Here is a 22,055-nt window from a genome sequence, read left to right on the forward strand (position 1 = left end):
GGTATGTTCCACGAACTCCGGCGGTTCGCCGCGGACGATCGCGCCATCGAAGGGCTCCCGATCAGGCTGGTCATCGCCCTCGTCGTCGGTGTCGCCACGATGAGCGTGATGCTAAATATGCTCTCTGGTGTGCAGGGCCTCGCGGTCTCCGAACTCGACGTCCGTCCATCGCCGGACGTGGTCGAACCGGGCGAACAGCAGGTGCAACTCACCGTCGTCGACGACGACGGCGACCCGGTCGAGGGCGCGACGGTGATCCTTCGATCCGGGAGCGCCAAACTCGATGGCGTTCTCACGGCGACGTCGAACCCGGACGGGCGCGTGACGGTGACGGTCGCACCCGACACGCGGGCGAATCAGGAGACCGGGACGCTCGTCGTCGACGTCAAGCCGCCGTCGGGCAGCCAGTACGTCGATCGCCGGGACAATACGGAGATTTTGGTGGTCGAGGGCTGATCGGCGAATCTCACCGCGCCGGATGCGTGGGGGCGTCGAAGCCGCCGCGCACCAGCGGTTTCGCGATGTGACGGCGGGCACACGGCGGCACCTCGTACCACCCCGGTTCGAGGTCACGGTCAAGTTCGACAGTTGCGGGTCCGGGGGCTGTCGTTCCACAGTCACGACACCGGTACCCCTGATCGCGTCCGGCGCTCTCCATCGACCGGCCACACGCGTCGCAGGTCGGCGTCGTCGCTGCGGTCCGTCGGAGCGCGCGGACGGCGAACTTCTCCAGTTTGACCGTTCCGTCGCTCACCTCTCCGCAGACCGTGACCTCGTCGCCGGGAGACAGCGCGCGCACCCGGTCGCGAAACCGCTTCGTCGGCTCGAAGGCGACACACTCCACGGTCGCTCCGGCTGTCGGGTCGGTGACTGGGACGAAGACGTGGCCGCCCCGGCGAGTCTCCGGGCGGTCCGTCACGGTTCCATCGACGCGGTACGCGCGGCCGTCCCGGAGGTCACCGATCGACCCGTGGCGAAGGTGGCTGTCGGTCCCCTGGTTCGTCAGGAATGTCGCCGACCGTTCGACAGGTTCGCTCTGGACCTCACTCGCGAGCGCGCAAACGGACTCTGCGTCGTCGCCGCGGATTCCGTAGAGAATCGGCCCGGGCGCGTTCGGGACGCAGACCGCCTGTGACTCGACCCGGTCGACGGTGTCCCAGGCCTGGGGATAGTACGCCTTTGCGGCCCGAAAAAGTGATGTCTCGTCGACCGATCGCGGCGTGCCGCACCGCTCGAACTCGCGGTACGCGATGTGTTCGTGGGTCCACTCGTCGAACGCTCTCCACGCACCGACCGCGGCGAGCGCGCCGATCCGGCCCCGACCGCCAGCCCACCCACGATGTCGGTAGCCGACGGTTTCGAGCAGTTCGAGCGCGTCGTCGAGTTCGAGCAGATCGCGGACCGCCCGCTCGGCAAACGCTGCGACCGATTTGGGGACCGCTTCGGCGTCGTCATCGGCGACGACGACGCCCGGACTCGTCCGCGGGTCGTCGACCTCGGCCAGCGGCTCCAACTCTTCGACCGCAAGAGCCAGAGCCCGAACCGGTTCGACGTCCGTGTGAACTGCCAATGCGGCGTTCCCCCGCGTTTTGTGCTCGACTGCGGGGTTCAGCCGGATGAGCAGCCGTTGGTCGATCTGTCCTCCGGCCTGCTTGATGGCCGACGCCAGCCGGGTTGCGAGATACGTCGTGCACATCCCTCGCTCCCGCGAGTCGGTATCGTCGAGGCCGATAACGGTCATCGGCCCCCCGTAGTCACCGCCGGGTCTAACGGCTTTCGGGAAAACCGCGAAAGCCCCGCCCGGTGGTGGCGCCCGCCGCCGCGGTCCGGCACACGTATATCCGACCGCCATCGGTTGTGATGTATGTCGTTCGATCTACGCGACCATACTGCCGATGTCGCCGTTGAGGCGACCGGGGCGACGCTCGCAGCCCTGTTCGCGGCAGTTGCCGACGGTTTCGTCGCCGCCTCTTGCGATGCGGTCCCCACCGACGACCGTCACGGGACGTTCGAGGTCGCGGTCGAGGCCGAGGGACTGGAAGCGCTGCTGTTCGATTATCTCGATCAACTCATCTACGAGCGGGACGTCCGGGGCGTGCTCCCGACCGACCACCGTGTCCAACTTTCTCTGCCCGACGATCCGACGGATGCGGCATCAGACGCCGACGATCCAACCACCGATCCCGGGGGGCGATGGCACCTCTCAGGCTCGTATCGCGGGGTTCCGCTGGAGTCGATCGATGCCAGAGAGGTGAAGGCAGTCACCTACTCGGAGATGCGGATCGAGGAGACGACATCAGGCTGGTCGGCGTACGTCGTCTTCGACGTCTGACTAATTCGCGGCCGACCGTTCCGGAATCGTTCTCGGAAGTGGTTTGTATCTGCCGGTTCGAGAGGTGCACGAGATGACCGAGCGCGCAGCGCGACTCGCGTGTGTTGCTCTCATCGTTGTCGTAATGGTCGGCGGCATCGGTGCGACGACGCCGAGCGCGTCGGCTCAGCCCACAGATACGGTCGCACAGACGGGCATCAACCCCGACGACGTCTCGATGCGGATCGAACTCCGACCGAACGGCGACGCGGTGTGGGCGATCGACTACCGGGTTCAACTCGATTCGAACGAGACGACTGACGCCTTCCTCTCGCTGCGCGAGGACATTGGAGCAAACGAGTCGCGGTACACCAGCCAGTTCCGGAATCGGATGGCGTCCACCGCGGCGACCGCGGAGAACGCGACCGGTCGCGAGATGACTATTCGGAACGTCTCAGTCACGGCGACGCGACAGCAGCTCCCGCAGGATTACGGCGTCGTCACATACACGTTCGTCTGGACGAACTTCTCAGTCGTCGATAGCGGGACCCTCCGCGCGGGCGACGCGCTCGCCGGACTCTTCCTCGACAGCGAGACGTCCCTCCAGTTCGCCTGGCCGGAGGGCTACGCGCTCGAGTCGGTTCAGCCCGAACCGACGGACACGCGGCGCGGGTCACGGATCGTCGTCTGGGGCGGGCCGCTCGAATTCGGCCCCAGCGAGCCGTCGCTGACCGTCAGCGAGGAAGCCGCTCCGGCGACAGCCGGTTCGGCGCCCACGACCACCCCCGCGGACGCCGGGTTACTGGGCTCGAGCCCGGGCCTCGTCGTCGCGCTCGTGCTCGCGCTCATCGTTGCCGTCGCCGGCGGATACCTGTACTGGCGACGGGACCGCTCGCCGGCCCCCGGGATAGTCGCCACTCGAGGCGGGCCAGAGGCGGCGGCCGCTGCGTCTACCGTGGGGAATGCAGATTCGCCAGACGCGTCAGAGGACGAGCCTGCAGCGACGAGCGGCGATTCCGGTGAGACGCCGGCTACAACGGCTGGATCGGCGGTCGCCACCGACTCGGAGGCGGCTGACGCCGACGAAGACGACTCGACGGCAGCGTCGGGCCCGGACACACTCCCGTGGGAGAACGAACTCCTGAGCAACCAGGAGCGCGTGCTGGCGCTCGTCGAACACAAAGGCGGGCGGATGAAACAGCAGGAGGTCGCACAGACGCTCGATTGGACGGATGCGAAAACGAGTCAGGTCGTCAGGAAGATGCGCGACGCGGGCGAACTCGATGCCTTCCGCCTCGGCCGCGAGAACGTGTTAGTGTTGCCTGACGAGGGACTCGAACCGGGGGACGATGACTGATCCGCGCTCCACAGTGAAACCGGTCCGAGACTTTCCAGATTCGGGATGTAAACCGAGTTAATCCGGGCAAAATTGGGGTAACGATGACGGATGTATATGCCGAGACGGCCGCAATAACGAATCGATGAGAACAGTATCCGCACTCTTGATTGCCGTCGTCGTCGTGGCGGCCGCGCCGGCCGGAGTCGTCGCGGCCGCCGGAACAGTGCCTACCACGTCGGCGTTGGCACAGGCTCAAGACGGCGAAACCGTCTCGCAGACGACGGCGACGAACGCGACGGGTACGGAGACGACGGCTTCGGACTCCGGAAATGACACGGCATCCAGCAACGGCACTGCGATTGCTCCGGGTGCCCAGTTGGCAGGGGTAATCGGCGTGCAGGCGACCGAGATCGACTCAGAAGTCGAATCCCGGACCTTCGGCCAGCGGGTCGCCGCCGCGGCCAGCAACGAGTCCAAGGCGGACGTCGTCGCCGGAGCGCTGAACGAAAGCCGTGACCGCCTCAGTGACCTCCGAGAGCGGCTCACCGAACTCGACCAGGCCCGAGAAAACGGGACGATTTCGCAGGGCCGATACCGAGCGGAGATCGCGCAGATAACCGCCGAGATCAATTCGCTGGAGGAACGTCTCGAGCGGGCCAATGAGACCGCGATATCGCTCCCCGAGCCGGTCCGCGAGCAGAAAGGGATCAACCACTCGAACATCGAACAGCTCCGAGAGGAGGCGCGGAACCTCTCCGGTCCGGAGACGGCGGAAATCGCCAGGGGCATCGCTGGTGATAACCCTGGCCGCGGAATGGGTGCCGGCCCGCCCGAAGCGGACGACGATGCACCCGGACGTCGCGACGGCTCGGGTCCCAACGACGATGCGCCCGAAAGCAGTGGCGACGCGTCAGGACGCGACAACGACGCCGACCAGAACACGACGACTGACCGCGGTGGTGATGAGCAAGGTGCGCCCGGAGCTGGTGACTCGACGTCCCAAACCGACTCACAGAGCGGCGATGGGAACGAAACGGATTCTGAGGAGGGGGGCGATTCGAGAGACGGTAACGGTAGCCAGAGCGCTGGCAACGGTGGCTCAGAGAACGGTCCTTACGGGCCGAACCGAGGCGGTGACGGCGATCGCGGACGGACAACGAGCGGCGACCCCTGATCCCTGTGTCGCACTGCGAGTCCGGTTCGCCTCGGTTGCGTCTCATACTCGGATCTGATATCTGGGGGGATACGATTATAATTATCGGCGCTCATCGCTCGGATAATGGAGTACGCGTACCCGATCGTCGGGTTCTTTATCGGGATGGGCCTCATCGCCACGAGTGTCCTGACCGCGTTCCTCTACGCGCCGACCACGTCGTCTACGATCGACACCGCAGTCACGGCGTTCACTGGCGTTACGCTCCATCTCGGTGACCTGTTTGCGGTCACCTCGGCCGTCGCCGTGATCTTCGATCTGCTCGCGAATGTGGGAGTTACCTACCCGCTCGAGGTGCCGTTCATCATCGGCTACGCGCTGACACACGTCATCGTCTACTACTCCTCACTCCACATCACCGACGTGCAGACGCAACCGATGGATCCCGAGTTCGACATCCGCGACAACCCCCTTCAACTGTTGACACTCTCAATTCCGGGTGCGTTGATCCTTTTGCCGTCGAATCGCGGCCGATAAGCTGATAGGTCAAACGGTTCTTTGAGGCTAAGTCGCCTTTAGGTGCCTTTCCCCCATAGCAGTGAGTGCCCCGGTTGGGCCGCCCCCGAATCGGCTCCCCGCCGACGCACACCTCCCATCCGTTCACCCACAGTCCCCTCCCCTCCCCACACCCTCAATCGGTGGCCCTCACACCGGGCATCCCGCTGACGCTCGTTCCCTCCGTTCGGTCCGCTGTCCCGAACTACGAGGCTGCGGCCGGTCCGGCTAAAACACGTCGTCGAGTTGCGACCGCATCGAGTCGAGACCGCCGGAATTGTCGATTCTGACGTGGTCCAGTTCGATCGGTTCGTACCGCTCGCGGAAGCGACGGTGAATCTCGAAGTCGGCGTCGCTCTCGTCGTCCTCGCGTCTCGCGATCCGCTCTCTGACGACGGCTTCCTCGCACTCGACAGCGACGATGTCGAGCGGGACGCCTTCCGCGTCGGCGACGGCCGCTGCGCGCTCGCGGTCGGCCCGCTTCCGGAAGGTCCCGTCGAGGACCGCCACCCCTCCCTCAGCGGCGGTCGAGCGGCCACGCTCGAACAGTTCGTCGTAGACCGTCGCACGCTCCTCAGCGGTGTACCGCGGGTCGGAGAAACAGTCTCTGCGAACTACGTCAGTCCTGACGAGTCGGCCGCCGAGCCGGTCGGCGATTTCCCGGGAGACGGTGGTCTTGCCGACGCCCGGCAAACCAGCGACGACGACCAGCCGTCCGGTCATCGACGCAACTCGCTGACCGCTCGGCGGTCGATTCTGTGTACGTGAGGCCGTTCCGAAGGAGTGCGGTCCGACATCGGATCGGTTGGTAGAGCCAGGGGTGGGATTTGAACCCACGAAGTCTCGATTACAAGTCGAGTGCATGAACCGCCCATGCTCCCCTGGCGCGGATCGACGTACTCAGTCCTCCTTTGAGTGTGTGTCGTTTTCGTCGAGCACCGTCTCCCAGTCGTGGCTGCCAATCACTCACTGATCGTCGGTCGAGTCGTCCTCGTTGACCGTTTTGCCATCGCTGCCGGTCGCTTCGGTATCTCCCTCGACGGCATCATCCCCGTCGGCCGAATCGGCATCCTCGCCGTCCGCTTCAGTATCTTCGTCAATTTCCTCGCCGCTCGCCATCGACTTCTCTAACTCGACCCGGTGTGGTTCGTACCCACGCTCCCGATAAAATGCCCGAGCGCGGTCGTTCTCCGCCATCGTCTCCAGTGCGACGACAGTCACATCAGAGTCGCTGAGCGCGGATTCGGCGGCCTCGAGCAATCGTCCTCCGATGCCCTGACTCCGGTACTCCTGCCGAACGAAGAGGTTCCGAACGATACCGCGCGTCGCGTCCAGATCGTACCCGCCCCGCTCCGGGCCGAACGTGACGAACCCGACGATCGATCCATCGAGGCGCGCGATCTTGACGCCGCCGGTCACGGCGTGTCGGGCGATCGAGTCGCGCACGTGTGCCCGATTCGCTTCGGCTTCGACGTGCGAACTGAACGCTCGCTGGCCGGACGCGAGCCCGACCCACATCTCCACCAACGTCTCGATCTCGTCGATGTCGGGTCGCTCGATGGCGACCGCCGCGCCCGCGTCCGACGGACCGTCCGATTCGCCCATACGCTCTGTTGGCTCGGACGATTATTATACACTGGTGCGAGAGTTCTTTGTCCCCCGCGCTCTCACCTCCGGCCGATGGATCCGGTACGCACCGACCCGCAACTCGGGCCGCTCGTCGAAACACACGGTGAACTCCCCATCGGTACGGCCGACGACGAGTTCGCGCGGTTCGTCGTCGCGATCGTGAATCAACAACTCTCGACAGAGTCGGCCGCGGCGATCCGTGAGCGACTCTTCGACCGCGTCGACGTGACGCCGGAGGAGATCCTCGCGACCGACGAGTCCACGCTTCGGGACGTCGGGCTCTCTCGATTGAAGATCGAATACGTCCGTAACGTCGCGAGGGCGTTTCGAGAACGTGATCTCTCCCGCGCGGGTCTCGCTGGCGCTGACGACGACGAAGTCATCGCAACGCTGACCGAGATCCGTGGCGTCGGGACCTGGACCGCGAAGATGTATCTCATCTTCGTGCTCGGCCGGCAAGACGTCTTCCCGGTCGAGGATCTGGGAATCCGGACCGGAATGTCGACGCTCTACGGGTTCGAGAACACCGACCGCGAGGGGATGGTCGAGCACGCCGAGCGGTGGCGACCGTACCGGAGTTACGCGAGTCGGTATCTGTGGTACGTAGTCGACTGACGTTCGCAACGAAATAAACGCCTCGCAGGTTTCTTATTCGAGTCAAAGAAACGTTGAAACGCCACGACGCCCACGACGACGTATGGAAATCGACGACGTCAACACGATCACGGTTCTCGGTGCGGGGAGTATGGGTCACGGGATCGCCGAGGTGGCCGCCCTGGCGGGGTTCGAGGTTCGGCTCCGAGACATCGAAGCCGCGTTCGTCGAAGACGGCTACGAGGAGATCGAGTGGTCGCTCGATAAACTCGTCGAACAGGAACAACTCGAACCCGACGACGCGGCGGCGACGCTCGACCGGCTCTCGACGTACGTCGACCTCGGCGACGCCGTCGAAGACGCCGACGTCGTGATCGAAGCCGTCCCCGAGAAGCTGGGAATCAAGAAAGACGTCTACCAGGATCTCGAGACGGTCGCGCCCAACGGCGCAGTGTTCGCGACGAACACGTCGAGCCTCTCGATCACGGAACTGGCCAGCGTCACCGACCGCCCCGAGCGGTTCTGTGGAATGCACTTTTTCAACCCACCCGTTCGGATGGACCTGGTCGAAGTCATCTCCGGCGCGGAGACAAGCGAGGCGACCGCGACGCTGATCTCCGACCTCGCCGCCGCGATGGACAAAACGCCCGTCCGAGTCCGCAAAGACAGCCCCGGATTCATCGTCAACCGCGTTCTGGTCCCGCTGATGAACGAAGCGGCGTGGCTCGTTCACACCGACGAGGCGACGGTTGCGGAGGTCGATTCCACGGCGAAGTACGGCCTCGGACTCCCAATGGGCGCGTTCGAGCTCGCAGATCAGGTCGGGATCGACGTCGGCTACCACGTCCTCGAACATATGCACGAGGCGCTGGGCGACCAGTACCGCCCCTGTCCCTTGCTCGAATCGAAGGTTGACGCCGACGCACTCGGGAGAAAGGCCGGCGAAGGCTTCTACGATTACGAGAATGGCGAGGGCGCTCAGGTCCCTTCCGACCGGATCCGCGACGAGGTCGCCGACCGACTCCTGGCGGTACTCGCAAACGAGGTCGCCGCACTCGTCGGCGAGGACGTTGCTGGCCCTGCTGCCATCGACACCGCAGTCAAACTCGGCGGCCGGTGGTCGGACGGCCCTGCGAAGATGGTCGACGAAGCCGACCTCAAGCACCTCCTCGACGTGCTCGAAACGCGGCACGAGGAGACCGGGGCAGCGCGATACGAGTCGGTCCCGTATCTTCGGGATCTGGTCGCTTCCGACGGACGATTCCACGAAGCGGACGACTATGACGTGGACGACGCGTACGAATACGAGACGCTCGAAATCGAGGTCCGCGACTCGGTCGGGCAGATCCGTCTGGACCGCCCACACCGGATGAATACGATCACGACAGAACTCCTGGATGAACTCGACGACGCCGTCTCGCGGTTCGATGCCGACGAGTCGGTTCGAGCGATCCTCATCACTGGCGCGGGCGATAGGGCATTCTCCGCGGGCGCAGATATACAGTCGATGTCCGGTGGTGTCGGCGACGCAAACGCCGCGGCCGACATCTCTCGTCGCGGCCAGGAGGTAGTGGCGGGGTTAGAGCGTGCCGACGTGCCGGTGGTGGTCGGAATCGACGGCTACTGTCTCGGCGGCGGGATGGAACTCACGATGGGTGCGGATCTGCGAATCGCCTCCGAGCGCTCGGAGTTCGGCCAACCGGAACACGACCTCGGCCTGCTGCCCGGCTGGGGCGGGACGGTCCGGCTACCGCGACTCGTCGGGATGGGCCGCGCGAAGGAGATCATCTTCACCGCCGACCGCTACGACCCCGAGACGATGCGGGAGTACGGCTTTCTCACTGACGTCGTTCCGAACGGCGAGTTCGACGACCGGGCGTTCGAGTTGGCGCGCGATCTCGCCGCGGGACCACCGATCGCACAGCGATACACCAAGCGCGCGATGCACCGCGGGTGGGACGACGTCGACGCCGGCCTCGATCTTGAGGCGCAGTCGTTTGGACTACTCTTTGACACCGACGACCTGATGACCGGAATGACGGCGTTTATGGGCGATCACGAACCGGAATTCGAGGGGAAGTAGCGTAGTACGTCCGCGCCGAGCGGCCGGGTATGGTGTCACGAGTTCTCGGTCCGATGGACGACTCGGAGATGGCTGATATGGCGCTGGAGTACACGCTCGACGTCCACGACGATGCGGAGATCACGGTCCCGACGGTTGTCGGTGAACCGACACAACTGATGGGTAAACTGACGGCCGTCGTGACAGCGGAAGATCCGCAATCGAAGGCCAGAGAACTCGCTGCACCGGTGTTCGACCGTGCGCGGGACATCGCGGAGGAACTGGGTCGAGCGATCGACACTACCGTCGGACTCGGCCATCCCGCTCGTGAGATCGTCAATCGCGCCTCGGAGTTCGACGCTGTCGTTGTGGGGAGTCACGGCGGAACGGTCGCAGAACGGCTCGTCGTCGGAAACGTCGCGAAGACGGTGTTCAACCGGTCCCCAGTGCCGGTGACGGTCGTCCGTTGAGCGGACGAAGCGGTCGGTGAGGGGCTAGACCGGGGACGGAGGAATGTGCGCGACACGGTGTCGTACCGCCTCTGTAACGGAATCTTTAAACAATTCTGCCCGTCATTCAAAGATGCAGGCTCGGTTGGTGTAGTCCGGCCAATCATCTTGGCCTTTCGAGCCGAGGACCAGGGTTCAAATCCCTGACCGAGCATACGAGGCCTTCTACCGTCCGATTTCAGCCGTGGTGGAGAAAAGCAATGAATCCGCCACAAGCCAAGTCGATTCGATTGAACCACAATCTCTACTCAGTCGTTCGGTTTAGAATCCATCAGGGTCAAAACCGTTCCAGAGGGTCCTCAAAGGGGATCTGATCTTGTACCGAACGGACGCACTCAACCGAGGGTGCGGTCAGCGGGTGGTTTGTCACTCAGCGCCCCAGCCCGGACCGGGATCGAACCCGGAACTGGTGAGTCTCCTTTCCGCAGCCCATCTGGTAGAGTCGACGACTGCGAGATATACGAGCCCCACCCCGATCAGGCAGAACACTCCACCGCAAGCCCCGAAGACCAGTAACATCGGCCTGCTCCCCTGAAACACTCCATAGACGGAGAAGGCGGCACCACCGCCACCAGCAGTCATAAAGACGCTTCCGAAGAGAAACGCGGTGATTCCTTGATAGTATTTTTTACTGCATAAACCACGATATCGAAAAAGTATTTTTCCCCTAGAGGGTGAGAAACCGCCCGATTGTCACTGCGGGTGAGCCGGCTCCCGCTCTCTATTCCGTAGGTACGATTCTCCCACAATGCAGATGACGCTGTTTCGTTGCGCTCTCGTTCATTCTCGTCCCCGCGGCCGAGTTCGTCGTCGTTCACTATTATTTCTCTGAGCGGCAGAACCTCCCGCGCGAGAACGACGACCGGCCGTCGTCGGGGACCGTACCTTAACATACCAATGGTCCTACACTATGCACGTGGAGACTCGACACCGGACCTATACGGGCGACGCGAGCTCGATGGCGGCCGTTGAGGACGATGCGGTCGATTTAGTCGTCACCTCGCCGCCGTATCCGATGATCGAACTGTGGGACGAGCAGTTCGCTGCGCAGTCCGCGGCGGTCGCGAGCGCGCTGGAGTCCGGTGACGGCGACGCGGCGTTCGAGGCGATGCACGAGGTCCTCGACTCCGTTTGGCAGGAGGTGTCGCGGGTGCTCCGATCTGGCGGCATCGCGGCCATCGTCGTCGGCGACGCGACGAGAACGATCGACGATCAGTTCCGCGTGTATCCGAACCACGTCCGCGTGACCGAGGCGTTCGAGTCGCTGGGGTTCGACCCGTTGCCGGACGTCCTCTGGCGGAAACCGGCGAACGGCGCGGCGAAGTTTATGGGAAGCGGAATGGTGCCGCCGAACGCTTACGTGACGCTCGAACACGAACACGTGCTCCTCTTTCGCAACGGGGCGGACTCCCGGTCGTTCGAACCGGGCGTGACCCGCCGCTACGAGTCGGCGTACTTCTGGGAGGAGCGCAACCGCTGGTTCTCGGACGTCTGGACGGGCGTGCAGGGAACGCGGCAGGCACGTCTCCAGGGGGGCAACGACGATTCCGGATCCGACGGACGCGCTAGCGCGTCGCCCCCCCCCGGCCGGATTCGGGAGATCGCGAGCGGTCGGCGGCGTATCCGTTCGAGATCCCCTACCGGCTGATCAGTATGTACTCGCTCTACGACGACACCGTCCTCGACCCGTTTCTGGGTACTGGGACGACGACGCTCGCGGCGATGGTCGCCGGACGCAACTCCGTCGGCTACGAACTCGATCCGGCGGTTCTCGCGGATCTGGAAGACCGGGTCGACGACGTTTCAGCGCGAGCGGAGCGGGTGGTCACCGATCGGCTTGACGCCCACCGTGCCTTCGTCGAGCGCCGCCGCGCGGCCGGCGACGAGTTCGAGTACGAGGCTGTGAACTACGATTTTCCGGTCCGGACCCGCCAGGAGCGAGCGATCCAGTTCCGCGTCGTTGACGATCTCACGCGCACCGATGACCCGTATCGGGTTACGCACGAGCCGAAGTGAAACGGCTTTGATCGGGTTTAGAAACGCACTCTGATTTGCCATCACCCGTGTAGTTCGTCGGCGACTTCCCGTGCACGGCGACGGATCCGATCCGCGTCCCCGGTCTGGAGGCCGCCGAAGGACTCGTCGTAGACGACCGCCCCATCGACCATCGTGAACGTTACGTCGTCGCCGTGCGCTGCAAAGACAAGGTGTGAGAGCGGATCGGCCAGCGGCGTCGCCCGGGTGAGGTCGGTGTCGAGTGCGATCACGTCCGCCCGCCAACCCTCGCGGAGTGCGCCGACCGTCTCGAAACCGGCGGCGCGGGCACCACCGAGCGTCGCCATCTCGAAGACGACCCGCGCGGGCGTTACCTCCGGGTCGAGTCGCTCGACCTTCTGGAGGAGACTCGCCTGTCGCATCTCGGTAAAAGGGTCCAGTGTGTTGTTGCAGGGCGGCCCGTCGCTGCCGAGCGCGACATTGATGCCTCGGTCGAGGTAGTCGACGACCGGCGCGATCCCGGACGCGAGTTTCATATTCGAAGACGGACAGTACGTGACGTGGGTCCCGGTCGCCTCGAGTATCTCGCGCTCGCGCTCGGTCGTATGGACGCAGTGCGCCAACACGACGTCCTCGCCGGTCAGTCCGACCTCGTCGAGCCACGCGATGTTCCGTATCCCGGTGTCCGCTTCGACGGTTTCGATCTCGTCGGTATTCTCGCTGGCGTGGGTGTGGATCCGGACATCGTCGTATCGATCTGCGATGTCTCGCGTGCCTCGTAAACACGCCTCGGTACAACTCACGGCGAAGCGCGGTGTGACGGCGTATCGAATCCGCCCGTCGGCCGCGCCGTGGTACGTCTGGAGGAGGCGCTCGGTCTCGTCGAGTGCCGCGTCGGTGTCCTCTTCGAGCCCTTCGGGCGCGCGCTTGTCCATCAGGACCTTCCCCATCCGCCCGCGAATGCCGAGGTCGATCGCCGCCTCGAACGCGGCGTCCGCGTGATCGACCGAGAGGTGATCGATCGCGGTCGTCGTCCCGCTCTCCAGTAACTCCAGGTAGCCGAGTTCGGCCGCGATCCGCATCTCGCGTTCGTCGAGCGACGCCTCCATCGGCAACACGTGGTCGAAGAGCCACTCGAGCAGGGCGGTGTCGTCGGCGATTCCGCGGCCGAGACTCTGCACGGAGTGGACGTGTCCGCCGACCAGTCCGGGCGCGATGAGGTCGAACTCCCGAACCGGGTGGTCGGGGTAGGTGTCCGCCACCTCGGAGCGCTCTCCGACGGCCGCGATACGACCGTCTGCGACGACGACGGCCCCATCCTCGTAGACGGTGGTCGGATCGGCGACGACGGTTCCGGCTAGCAGCATCCCCTCGCTGGGAGTGCGTCAGCGGGCAAGTGCTTTGCGCACGAGAGCGTCTCCACGTTCGTCCCGAGAACGGGAGCATCCCATCGCTTAGCCGGGGAACGCAGGCGTCCCGTCGCTCAGCCGAGAGATGCGGGTGTCCCGTCGCTCAGCCGAGGAACGCCGGTGTCGTCGTCGGGAGCGAGATGAGCCACAGACTTACGACGGTGTACCCGACCATCACGAACACGAAGGGGTACTGACTCCGGATCGCCTGGAGCCGACTCGGGAAGAGCCGATACGCCGTGGAGTGAGCGACCCAGATCGCGACGAGGTGCCCGACGAGGACGAAGGCGATGTTCAGCGCCGATACCCACCCGGGGAGGGTCAAAACGACCGGATTCGTCGGGGCTGACAGCGGCGACGCGAGAACGTCGGCCAGGGAGGGCGCGAGCGAGAGGAAGAACGCGAAATAATGCGCGAGGTGATAGCCGGCGGCGATCGCGACCAGCGACGGGGCGAAGGCGACGGTCAGTTCCCGCGGCGGGCGCGCCGTCAGGATCCGGGAGACGGCGACCCGTGCAGCGAGTCGGAACGCTCCGTAGAAGACCCCGAACCCACCGAGGAACAGCAGGCCGTAGACGAGCAGCGGCGGGAGGCCGATGCCGGCGACCGTCCGGATCGCGGCCGCGCCCTGTTCGGTCGTGACGAAGCCGCTGAACGTGAGTTCCCAGACCAGCGCCACCGCGAACGCGACGTCGTCGAGGCCGGTGACTAGTCGGCCGTCGGTGTCTCCATCGCCGGCGGCGTGGCTCTCGCCGGCATCCGCTTGCTGGTCGGCCAACTCCGCGGGGCCGCTAACGAGTCGCATCGCGGGTATCGACGCGCGTAGCCGGCCGTCCTCCCACCGGAGCGGGGCGACGCGTCCGTAGAACCGCAGGAACACCGACACGGGATCGGCGTTCCGGAACCAGACATCCCGGCCGACGAGGAGTGCACCCGAAACGGTCACGGCCCCGTAGCCCGCGACGACGACAGCGAGGAGCCGCGGGTCGGTGGTGACGGGCGTAGTCGTTTCGATCCAGACGAGCAGCAAGAGCCCCGAGACGGCGGGCCAGCGGCCGAACCGATCGGGGTACTCGATCACTCCGGTCGGAAGCGGGCCAGTCAGCGTTCGGAAGGGGTTCAGCGCCGGCCACGCGTTTCCGACCGCGTACGTTGCCATCGTGAGGCCCGCGCGGCCGCCGGCGAAGACCACGATCACCGCGAAGTTGATGGTCGCGAGTTGCGGGCCGGTGAGCCCCCGGTACAGGACCAGTGCGAGTGCGACGAGTCCCGCGACCCCCAGCGCGATCCGTCTGCCCCGCTCGAGTGGTTCACTCGAAAAGACGTCGTCGCGCCAGTCGTGGATCCCCCGAACGAACCGCCGGTCCGTGACGAACCCCGCAAGCAGCGCCGACGCGCCGATTGTGGCCCCGCCGGTGGCAACGTAGAGCCAGCGCGGAATTGCGAGCGCGTCTCGAGAGGCTTCCGAGAGGCCGACAGCGGCGTTGCTGGCGGCGACACCCCGAGCCAGGAGGGCAACTCCGATCACCGCCACAGCGATCGGCGCGGCCAGCGCTCGAAGTCGGCGGGTCAGTCCCAGGGAACCCTCGCCGTCAGCCCGCTCGGTGGCGTCACGACGCATAGATCACGTAGAGAAAGAGGAACCCGAAGTACAGCAGCACCAGGATGGCGATTGCGCGGAGTCTAAACGAGCGGATGGCACGCTCCTCGGCGGCGTAGGCCTCGCGGTAGGCCTCCTGCTCGGCCGTGTCGATCTCGTCTGTGTGTCTGACGCCCCGGTGCAGCACGAGGAGATCCTCGGTATGGAAGCGCCGGCCACAGATGTTGCAATCGAACGTGGGCTGTCCGCCGTCTGTGCGTCGGATCGAACGGTCGCTGGTGTCGGGCTCAGTCATCGTGCGGAAGGGGATCCGAAGCGGTCCTCACTCGGTTCTGCCAAGGGCTCGTACCACCCCTACGTCCACGGAACGGACCGCTGCTGAAGTTCGCCCGCGAGCGACCGTTTCATCGCTGCCTCCGGGTCGTCGTGGTTCGCGAGCGCCCACATCAGTTTCACCTTCGCCGTCCCGGGAAGGGTGTCTCCGGCTTCGACCACGCCGGCGTCGAGGAGATCGCGCCCGGTGTCGTACACCCGGTCGCACACGCGGCCTTCGAGACACTGACTCGTCATCGCGACGACGACGCCGTCGTCGACGAGCGATTCGAGTGCCGGAATCAGGTCCGTGTGGACGTGTCCGAGGCCCGTCCCCTCGACGATGAGGCCGTCGAGGTGTGCGTTCTCGAGCATCCCCGCGCACCGATCGACGTCCATCCCCGGCGTGAACTTCAGAAGATCGACGTCGCCGTTGAGAGCGGTCTGAACCGTGAGATCGGCCGCGTCGCGTTCGGCGTACTCGCGGCGGAACGCTACGACTTCGGCGTCGTAATCGACCCGGCCCAGCGGCGCCGCGCCGACGGTCTCGAAGGCGTCGCGCCGCGAGGTGTGGTTCTTCCGGACGCGCGTCCCGCGGTGGAGCGCGCACTCCTCGTCAGAGGTCGAAGCGTGCATACAGACCAGTACCTCTGCGGCGTCGGCCTTCGCGGCCTCGACCGCGCAGACAGCGTTCATCACGTTGTCCGAGGAGGGGCGGTCTGCGGACCGCTGGCTACCGGTGAAGACGATCGGAACCGGCGTGTCGATCATATACGACAGCGCGGACGCGGAGAACTGCATCGTGTCGGTGCCGTGCATCACGACCACGCCGTCGACGCCGGCGCGGATCTCCTCGGCGACGGCCTCGGCCAGTTCCTGCCAGACGTCGGGCGTCATATTCTCCGAGAGGATGTTGGCGACGACGCGCCCGCGGTAGTTCGCTCGCCCGGCGAGGTCCGGGACGGCGCGGAGAACGTCCTCAGCGTCGAATTGGGCTGTCACAGCGCCAGTTCGGTAGTCGACCGTCGAGGCAATGGTGCCTCCGGTGGAAATAAGCGAGATCGTAGGGAGATCCTCGTCGAAGGAGATCTCCGATTGGGACTCGGTCCCCGAGGAATCGACGTCGTAGACGTCGGATTCGAGGATCTCCACGTTGGCGTCCGCGCGGTCGATCCCGACGTTGTACCCGCCCTCGAGTTTGACGACGAGGTGGTCCGGGGTCGAGGAGGGCATCAGGATGCCCTCGTTCGTGACGTCCGCGCGCTCGACGCGGACGCGATCTCCGGGATTCATACGCTCTGCTATCGGGGGCGCGGACTTCAATCCATTTGTTCGTGGGCGCGGTCGGGCCGCTGCTGTTGCGACGCTCGCAGGGCAAGAGTCAGGACGGAGTAGCCCTTTCGGTTTGTATGCAGCGCTCTGACGAACGCGAATCGGAATCCGACCTCGACGTCGACACCGACGTCGACGTGGCCTCGCTTCTCGACGAGGAGCAGGGCGAAAGCAGCGCACGCGCGAGTACCTCGCCCGACGAGACGGCGCGCACTTCCGACGGTGGCGGCCGTCTACGTGGGTTGCTCCCCACTGCCCCGACGACTTCTGTCCGCTCGTTCCTCCTCGTGCTTGCGCTCTCTGTCGCCGGCGTCGTGGTCGGCGGATCGATCCCGATTGTAGGGTCGATCGGTCGGTTCCTCGGCCTCTTCGCCGTCGCCTTCGCAATCGGCCTCGCCGGCTCGCGCCGACGGTACCTCGAAGTCGGCGTCGCGGGCGCGGTCGCCGCTGGCTTTGCGTTCGTGCTCGGCACGCTCACGAGCGTGTTCGCCCCAGTCGCCGTGTCTGTGCTCTCGGACTTCGGCCTCGCAATCGCCGGCGTCGGCGTCGGCGGCGGCCTGCTCGTGTCGCTTCTGGGCCACTACTTCGGGCGGGACCTCCGGAGCGGCCTGACGCGCGACGTGTAGGTCAGACGATCCGCCACTCGGTCCCGTCGTGTGCGACCAGCCCACGGTCGTCGAGCAGTTCGAGCGCACGCTCCACCCGTTCGCGCTCCGTGTTGAGTGTTCGAGCGATTTCGGCGACGGTTCGCGTGTCCCGCGCCAACGCCGCGAGCACCTCCGCGTGGAACCGGCTATCGATTTCGGATCCGAGCCGCTCGCTCAGTTCGTCGAGCACGTCGGTCACGCGGCCGTGCACCCACCGCTGCGCCAGAGAGAGTTCACTCTCGACGTCGTCGAGGTAGGCGTACTGCCGAGCCAGTGCAGCCACGTCGTCGGATCTCCTGATTGACGACCGCTGTGCCCGGTCGCCGTCGGGTCTCGGTGCCGGTCCCTCCGTGTCGTCCGGCAGCGACCTCGGTCTGCGGGTGCTTCCGGCCCCGGTCTCGCCGCGCTCGGTTGCGTCGTCGTTGCCGTCGTCGCCATCTCCCTGGGAATCCTCGGCGGGTTCGCCCGGCAAGTCGACGGAGATGTGCTGGCACCGGCCGCGCATATCGAGGCTCCGGCTGGCGGGATACGCGCTCTTCGCCCCGAACCGATACGGTGAGACGCTCACCTCCAGCCGAAGGTTCCGCGCGATGTGGAAGTACTTGCGGCGCTTTTCGTCCGTCCGGCTCTCGACGAGCCCGGCCTCCTCCAGACGACGCAGGTGGTCGATGACGGCCTTCGGGCTCACTCCGAGGTACTCGCTGATCTCGGTGACGTAACACGGTTTGTGCGAGAGCAGCCGGAGGATGCGCCGGCGGTTCTCGTTTCCGAGGAGATCGAGGAGTACCGCAGAGTCCATAACGAGAGGTAAATCACCAACCGGTAAGACGTTGACGCATCCGTCGGCGAACCCCGAATGTTAGATTGCGGACAGTCGGCACGAGTGCCGGGATCGATCCACCGACGGCGTCGATTCACGACGGTCATCTCCCACGCCGGCGTGCCGAACAACCGCGAGGCAACGCGGGGTCGGTCTCAGTGCACGGAGACCCTGGCCGCGGCTTCGGGTATACTCCCTCCTCGTCGATTCGCGTCGCTGACCGGTGCCCTCCGGCGAACCCACCGCCGACCAGAGCGACTGCACGGGCCACCGACTGAGTTACTTCCGACCGACGTCGTTGCCCGGCTCGGGCCTATCGAAGACCCACGCCGCGTAGGCGACGACGACGAAGGTCAGACCGACTGTTATCGCGGTCAGCAGTGGGCCGGCTTCGTATCTCAGTGGCGGGTAGAACCCGAAGCCGTAGTCGAAGACGTCGTTGACCAGGAGCGCAACGAGCGCCGCGAGGAGCGCGCCGCGGGACGTCTTCGCGTAGTAGGGGATCAACGACGCCTGCAGCAGGAAGAACAGGTGCGTCAGGAGGATTCCCCAGTACTCCCACAGGAGCGCCGGCGTGAAGCCGACGTACAGATCGGGCCTGAGGTTCAGCGCGATCGCCGTCCAGAGGCCGTACTTCACGAGCCAGACGAACGCGAAGGTGTGGAGGACGTCGAGCGGGCGGTTCGACGGGGCGTCCGTCACGCGCTCGCCGAGTCGTGGGAGGAGCGTGGCGACCGACAGCGCCGCCAGCGCCAGTGCGGTCGGCGAGTCGCCGAAGAGCGGGTACACCAGCGAACTGAGATCCGCCAAGGAGGGTTCGGAGTGAACGTAGAAACTCACGCCGACGAGGAATGCCGCACCATCGACGATGAGCAACCAACCCAGGCTCGCGGGGTTCCCGAGATAGTACTGGACCCAGCGCTCCGGGAACGGTCGCCGCAGTCGGTTGTCTCCCTCGGATGCCCCGCTCATCGAATCGATCGACGGCGGGGAACCGAAAGAAGGTGTCGCGTTCGGTGCCGATAGCGCCGAACGCGAGTAGCGAGAAACGAAGCCTATTCCGTCCTGCCTCGCATCCTGTTCGGTATGCAGGCAGCGCTGGTCATCCTCGACGGTTGGGGTCTCGGAGCCCACACCCGACGCGACGCGGTGAAAGCGGCGACAACGCCGAACTTCGACCGGTTCGCCGACGCCGGTGCCTACGGCACGCTCGACGTGTCGGGGCGTCGGGTCGGCCTCCCGGCGGGGCAGATGGGCAACAGCGAAGTCGGCCATCTCAACATCGGCGCAGGCCGCGTTGTCGAGCAGGCCTACACCCGCATCGAGGACTCGATCGCCGAGAGAACCTTCGCAACTAACGACGCAATCGCCTCGGCGTTCGACCACGTCGAGAAGACCGGCGGGCGCGTCCACTGTATGGGACTGCTGAGCGACGGCGGCGTCCACTCCGAACAGGGGCACCTCCACGCGCTGATCGAAATCGCCGCCGAGCGCGGCGTTGGGGTCGTCACGCACGCGTTCACCGACGGTCGCGACACCGATCCCTACGGGGGCGAGGACTACCTCGCGACACTGGAAGCCGTCGTCGACGACCACGGCACCGGCGACGTCGCCACCGTCTCGGGCCGGTACTACGCAATGGATCGCGATCAGAACTGGTCGCGGACCAAGCGCGCCTACGACGCGATCGTAACGCGCGAGGCCGAACACGAAGCCACGACCGGCGTCGACGCAGTACGGCAGTCTTACAACCGTGGCGATACCGATGAGTTCGTCGAGCCGACAGTCGTTACCGGCGGCCCCGCGCTCGAAGACGGCGACGCGGTGATCTTCTTCAATTTCCGGCCGGACCGCGCGCGACAACTCGTTCGGATGCTCGCCGAGATCAAGCCAGAATGGCCCTTCGACACAGACCCGCCCGACGTTCGATTGGTCACGATGACCGAGTACGACGAGACGTTCGACCTCCCCGTCGCGTTCCCCCCGGAGGAGCCGACGGATACGCTCGGGGCGACGCTCGCGGCGGCGGACAAGACCCAACTCCGCCTCGCGGAGTCCGAGAAGTACGCCCACGTGACGTACTTCCTCAACGGCGGCCGAGAAGTGAAGTTCGACGGTGAGATCCGTCGGATCATCGAGAGCCCGGACGTGCCGACTTACGACGAGCACCCCGAGATGAGCGCCGCCGAAGTGACAGACACTGCGATGGACCTGATCGAACGCGAGGACCCCGATGCGATGGTGCTCAATTACGCCAATCCCGATATGGTCGGTCACACCGGCGACTTCGACGCCGCCATCGCAGCCGTCGGGGCGGTGGACGAGCAACTCGGCCGACTCGTCGACGCGCTCGAAGCTGCCGGCGCACACGTCCTGATCACGGCCGACCACGGCAACGCCGACGATATGGGAACTCCCGAGGAACCACACACCGCCCACACTACCAATCCCGTGCCGGTCATCTACCTGACGCCCGACGGCGACGACGGTGGACGGCGGCTGCGCTCCGATGGATCGCTCTGCGACATCGCCCCGACGATTCTCGAACTGATGGCCGTCGAACAGCCGGAGACGATGACCGGTAACCCACTCGTGGAGTAGCGGAGCGCGTCAATCGGTGTCGGATTCCCGGCGGTGAACCTATGGTAGCGTTTGCAAGTCTTCGCTCACTCGATCGCACGACTGCGTGCGATCGGTGTGCAATCAGGCACAACGCTACTATACTTCTCCCGCCTCGTGTATCGTCTATCAGGCGTTCCCCAGCGACCGCCTCCACTCGATCTGAGCACAGACGGCCTCACTCGGCTGGCCCGTCGCCCTCCAGCAGACGCTCAACATACTTGTGCGGACGGTCATCGTCGCCACGAGAGTGTTCGACGATGAGTGGGCGGTCCTCGCTGAGCGAATGATCGACGAGCGCGAGGCCGCTGGAGACAGACTGATCGGGCTACGGCAGTCGTCCGAAGACGAACTCCGTGCTGCTCCCCAACGGATCGGTCGCGGTCTCCGCACGGAGGTCGGTGAATCCCGCCTCGCGCAACTGTCCCAGCGTCTGTTCGCGTCCGGGAGCGGAGAAGAACATCTCGCCGCCCATCCAGCCGCGCCGGACCGTCTGGAAGCGGCCGCCCGGCAGCGTCATCAGGAGTCGGCCACCCGGCCGGAGTACACGCGCGAACTCCTCGTAGACGGTCGGTTGATCCTCTCTGGGCAGATGGAACACGGCGTGGTAGGCGGTGATGGCAGCGACGCTCTCGTCGGCAATCGGGAGCGTGGCCATATCGCCCTGCAGCAACTCGGCACCGGGCACTGTGTCGCTTGCGAGATCCAACGCCGTCCGGGAGATGTCCAGGCCGAGCGTCCCGTCCGGGAGGTTCGCGAGCGTCCGCGCCCCGTCGCAGGGGCCGATATCGAGGACCCGCGGCTCGTCTGGGAGGTCGGCGAGGAGGTCATCGAGCAGCGCAGCGTCCGAGCCGTCGGGGTCGCGTCGGCTCGCGTACGTCTCGGCGACGTCGTCCCAGGCGCGGCGTAAGTCGTTACGATCCACATCTAAATCAAGCGGCACTCGAAGATGAAGGTTCGGGTCACCAACGGCCTCGTCGCTTGCGATCCGGATTCAGCGTACGAAACACTCGACTCTCACTGTCGTTCGGACACGAGATGCGAGGGGAGGGATTTGAACCACGGTCACAGCGGTGCTGCTCCCTGTTTCAAATCCCTCGTGCCATACACGGTCCTCACTGTCGTTCGGACACGAGATGCGAGGGGAGGGATTTGAACCACGGTCACAG

Annotated in this window: 20 protein-coding genes, 2 tRNA genes and 1 pseudogene; 12 read left to right on the forward strand and 11 right to left on the reverse strand. The window is 65.4% G+C overall.

What is annotated here, in order from left to right; all coding sequences use genetic code 11:
* The first annotated feature begins 3 nt into the window (after nt 1-3).
* The gene (locus ABEI27_RS04100; RefSeq protein ID WP_375798141.1) at nt 4-456 is read left to right on the forward strand and encodes an Ig-like domain-containing protein; all 453 of its coding nucleotides are present in this window, start codon (nt 4-6) and stop codon (nt 454-456) included.
* Between the two features lie 10 nt (nt 457-466).
* Here ABEI27_RS04100 and ABEI27_RS04105 read toward each other — a convergent pair whose 3' ends face one another.
* Entirely contained in the window at nt 467-1,741 is a 1,275-nt protein-coding gene (locus tag ABEI27_RS04105; protein ID WP_375798142.1) for a DUF1743 domain-containing protein, read from the reverse strand.
* Between the two features lie 123 nt (nt 1,742-1,864).
* On the opposite strand from ABEI27_RS04105, the gene ABEI27_RS04110 reads away from it, so the two are divergent.
* From ABEI27_RS04110 to ABEI27_RS04125, 4 genes are all read left to right on the forward strand, one after another.
* Nucleotides 1,865-2,332 carry an archease gene (locus tag ABEI27_RS04110; RefSeq protein WP_375798143.1) on the forward strand — a complete coding sequence of 156 codons (468 nt, stop codon included), beginning with the start codon at nt 1,865-1,867 and terminating at the stop codon, nt 2,330-2,332.
* 73 nt (nt 2,333-2,405) lie between these two features.
* Nucleotides 2,406-3,668, forward strand: a complete 1,263-nt coding sequence (locus ABEI27_RS04115) for a hypothetical protein (RefSeq protein WP_375798144.1) — start codon at nt 2,406-2,408, stop codon at nt 3,666-3,668.
* A gap of 124 nt (nt 3,669-3,792) precedes the next feature.
* Entirely contained in the window at nt 3,793-4,824 is a 1,032-nt protein-coding gene (locus ABEI27_RS04120; protein ID WP_375798145.1) for a hypothetical protein, read from the forward strand.
* Between the two features lie 105 nt (nt 4,825-4,929).
* Nucleotides 4,930-5,340: a hypothetical protein gene (locus ABEI27_RS04125; protein ID WP_375798146.1), complete on the forward strand. Its 411-nt coding sequence runs from the start codon at nt 4,930-4,932 to the stop codon at nt 5,338-5,340.
* A gap of 246 nt (nt 5,341-5,586) precedes the next feature.
* Here the strand turns inward: ABEI27_RS04125 and ABEI27_RS04130 are convergent, their stop codons facing one another.
* From ABEI27_RS04130 to ABEI27_RS04140, 3 genes are all read right to left on the reverse strand, one after another.
* The gene (locus tag ABEI27_RS04130; RefSeq protein ID WP_375798147.1) at nt 5,587-6,081 is read right to left on the reverse strand and encodes an AAA family ATPase; all 495 of its coding nucleotides are present in this window, start codon (nt 6,079-6,081) and stop codon (nt 5,587-5,589) included.
* 89 nt (nt 6,082-6,170) lie between these two features.
* A tRNA-Thr gene (locus ABEI27_RS04135) sits at nt 6,171-6,244 on the reverse strand.
* An 80-nt stretch (nt 6,245-6,324) separates the two neighbouring features.
* Entirely contained in the window at nt 6,325-6,963 is a 639-nt protein-coding gene (locus tag ABEI27_RS04140) for a GNAT family N-acetyltransferase (protein WP_375798148.1), read from the reverse strand.
* A 75-nt stretch (nt 6,964-7,038) separates the two neighbouring features.
* Here ABEI27_RS04140 and ABEI27_RS04145 point away from each other — a divergent pair, with 75 nt between their 5' ends.
* The 5 genes and pseudogenes from ABEI27_RS04145 to ABEI27_RS04165 all read left to right on the forward strand — a co-directional run bounded on the left by ABEI27_RS04145 (nt 7,039) and on the right by ABEI27_RS04165 (nt 12,168).
* Nucleotides 7,039-7,602 carry a DNA-3-methyladenine glycosylase family protein gene (locus ABEI27_RS04145; protein ID WP_375798149.1) on the forward strand — a complete coding sequence of 188 codons (564 nt, stop codon included), beginning with the start codon at nt 7,039-7,041 and terminating at the stop codon, nt 7,600-7,602.
* A gap of 82 nt (nt 7,603-7,684) precedes the next feature.
* The gene (locus ABEI27_RS04150; RefSeq protein WP_375798150.1) at nt 7,685-9,664 is read left to right on the forward strand and encodes a 3-hydroxyacyl-CoA dehydrogenase NAD-binding domain-containing protein; all 1,980 of its coding nucleotides are present in this window, start codon (nt 7,685-7,687) and stop codon (nt 9,662-9,664) included.
* 29 nt (nt 9,665-9,693) lie between these two features.
* A complete protein-coding gene (locus ABEI27_RS04155) occupies nt 9,694-10,113 on the forward strand; it encodes a universal stress protein (RefSeq protein ID WP_375798151.1) in 420 nt (139 codons plus the stop codon).
* Nucleotides 10,114-10,231: 118 nt separating this feature from the next.
* Nucleotides 10,232-10,306: transfer RNA gene (locus ABEI27_RS04160), tRNA-Glu, on the forward strand.
* 762 nt (nt 10,307-11,068) lie between these two features.
* Nucleotides 11,069-12,168: pseudogene (locus ABEI27_RS04165) on the forward strand (DNA methyltransferase).
* A gap of 41 nt (nt 12,169-12,209) precedes the next feature.
* On the opposite strand, the gene ABEI27_RS04170 reads toward ABEI27_RS04165, so the two are convergent.
* From ABEI27_RS04170 to gatD, 4 genes are all read right to left on the reverse strand, one after another.
* Nucleotides 12,210-13,514 carry a 5'-deoxyadenosine deaminase gene (locus tag ABEI27_RS04170; RefSeq protein WP_375798152.1) on the reverse strand — a complete coding sequence of 435 codons (1,305 nt, stop codon included), beginning with the start codon at nt 13,512-13,514 and terminating at the stop codon, nt 12,210-12,212.
* Nucleotides 13,515-13,659: 145 nt separating this feature from the next.
* Complete coding sequence (locus ABEI27_RS04175; RefSeq protein ID WP_375798153.1) at nt 13,660-15,177, reverse strand: hypothetical protein; 1,518 nt, start codon at nt 15,175-15,177, stop codon at nt 13,660-13,662.
* Nucleotides 15,167-15,451, reverse strand: coding sequence for a DNA-binding protein (locus tag ABEI27_RS04180; protein WP_375798154.1), 285 nt, complete (start codon nt 15,449-15,451; stop codon nt 15,167-15,169). Before ABEI27_RS04180 ends, ABEI27_RS04175 begins: the two co-directional genes overlap by 11 nt.
* 59 nt (nt 15,452-15,510) lie before the next feature.
* Nucleotides 15,511-16,761: a Glu-tRNA(Gln) amidotransferase subunit GatD gene (gene gatD, locus ABEI27_RS04185; protein ID WP_375798155.1), complete on the reverse strand. Its 1,251-nt coding sequence runs from the start codon at nt 16,759-16,761 to the stop codon at nt 15,511-15,513.
* A gap of 116 nt (nt 16,762-16,877) precedes the next feature.
* Between gatD and ABEI27_RS04190 the strand changes: the two genes are divergently transcribed.
* The gene (locus ABEI27_RS04190; protein ID WP_375798156.1) at nt 16,878-17,426 is read left to right on the forward strand and encodes a hypothetical protein; all 549 of its coding nucleotides are present in this window, start codon (nt 16,878-16,880) and stop codon (nt 17,424-17,426) included.
* A 1-nt stretch (nt 17,427) separates the two neighbouring features.
* Here ABEI27_RS04190 and ABEI27_RS04195 read toward each other — a convergent pair whose 3' ends face one another.
* Nucleotides 17,428-18,246, reverse strand: a complete 819-nt coding sequence (locus ABEI27_RS04195) for an ArsR family transcriptional regulator (RefSeq protein WP_375798157.1) — start codon at nt 18,244-18,246, stop codon at nt 17,428-17,430.
* Between the two features lie 300 nt (nt 18,247-18,546).
* On the reverse strand, nt 18,547-19,239 hold the full coding sequence (locus ABEI27_RS04200) for a DUF1405 domain-containing protein (RefSeq protein ID WP_375798158.1): 693 nt from the start codon (nt 19,237-19,239) through the stop codon (nt 18,547-18,549).
* 114 nt (nt 19,240-19,353) lie between these two features.
* Here ABEI27_RS04200 and gpmI point away from each other — a divergent pair, with 114 nt between their 5' ends.
* The gene (gene gpmI, locus ABEI27_RS04205) at nt 19,354-20,868 is read left to right on the forward strand and encodes a 2,3-bisphosphoglycerate-independent phosphoglycerate mutase (protein ID WP_375798159.1); all 1,515 of its coding nucleotides are present in this window, start codon (nt 19,354-19,356) and stop codon (nt 20,866-20,868) included.
* A 346-nt stretch (nt 20,869-21,214) separates the two neighbouring features.
* Here the strand turns inward: gpmI and ABEI27_RS04210 are convergent, their stop codons facing one another.
* Nucleotides 21,215-21,811: a class I SAM-dependent methyltransferase gene (locus ABEI27_RS04210; RefSeq protein WP_375798160.1), complete on the reverse strand. Its 597-nt coding sequence runs from the start codon at nt 21,809-21,811 to the stop codon at nt 21,215-21,217.
* Between the last annotated feature and the right edge of the window lie 244 nt (nt 21,812-22,055).

The sequence above is a fragment of the Halobellus sp. genome (assembly GCF_042218505.1).
Taxonomy (GTDB): Archaea; Halobacteriota; Halobacteria; order Halobacteriales; family Haloferacaceae; genus Haloquadratum.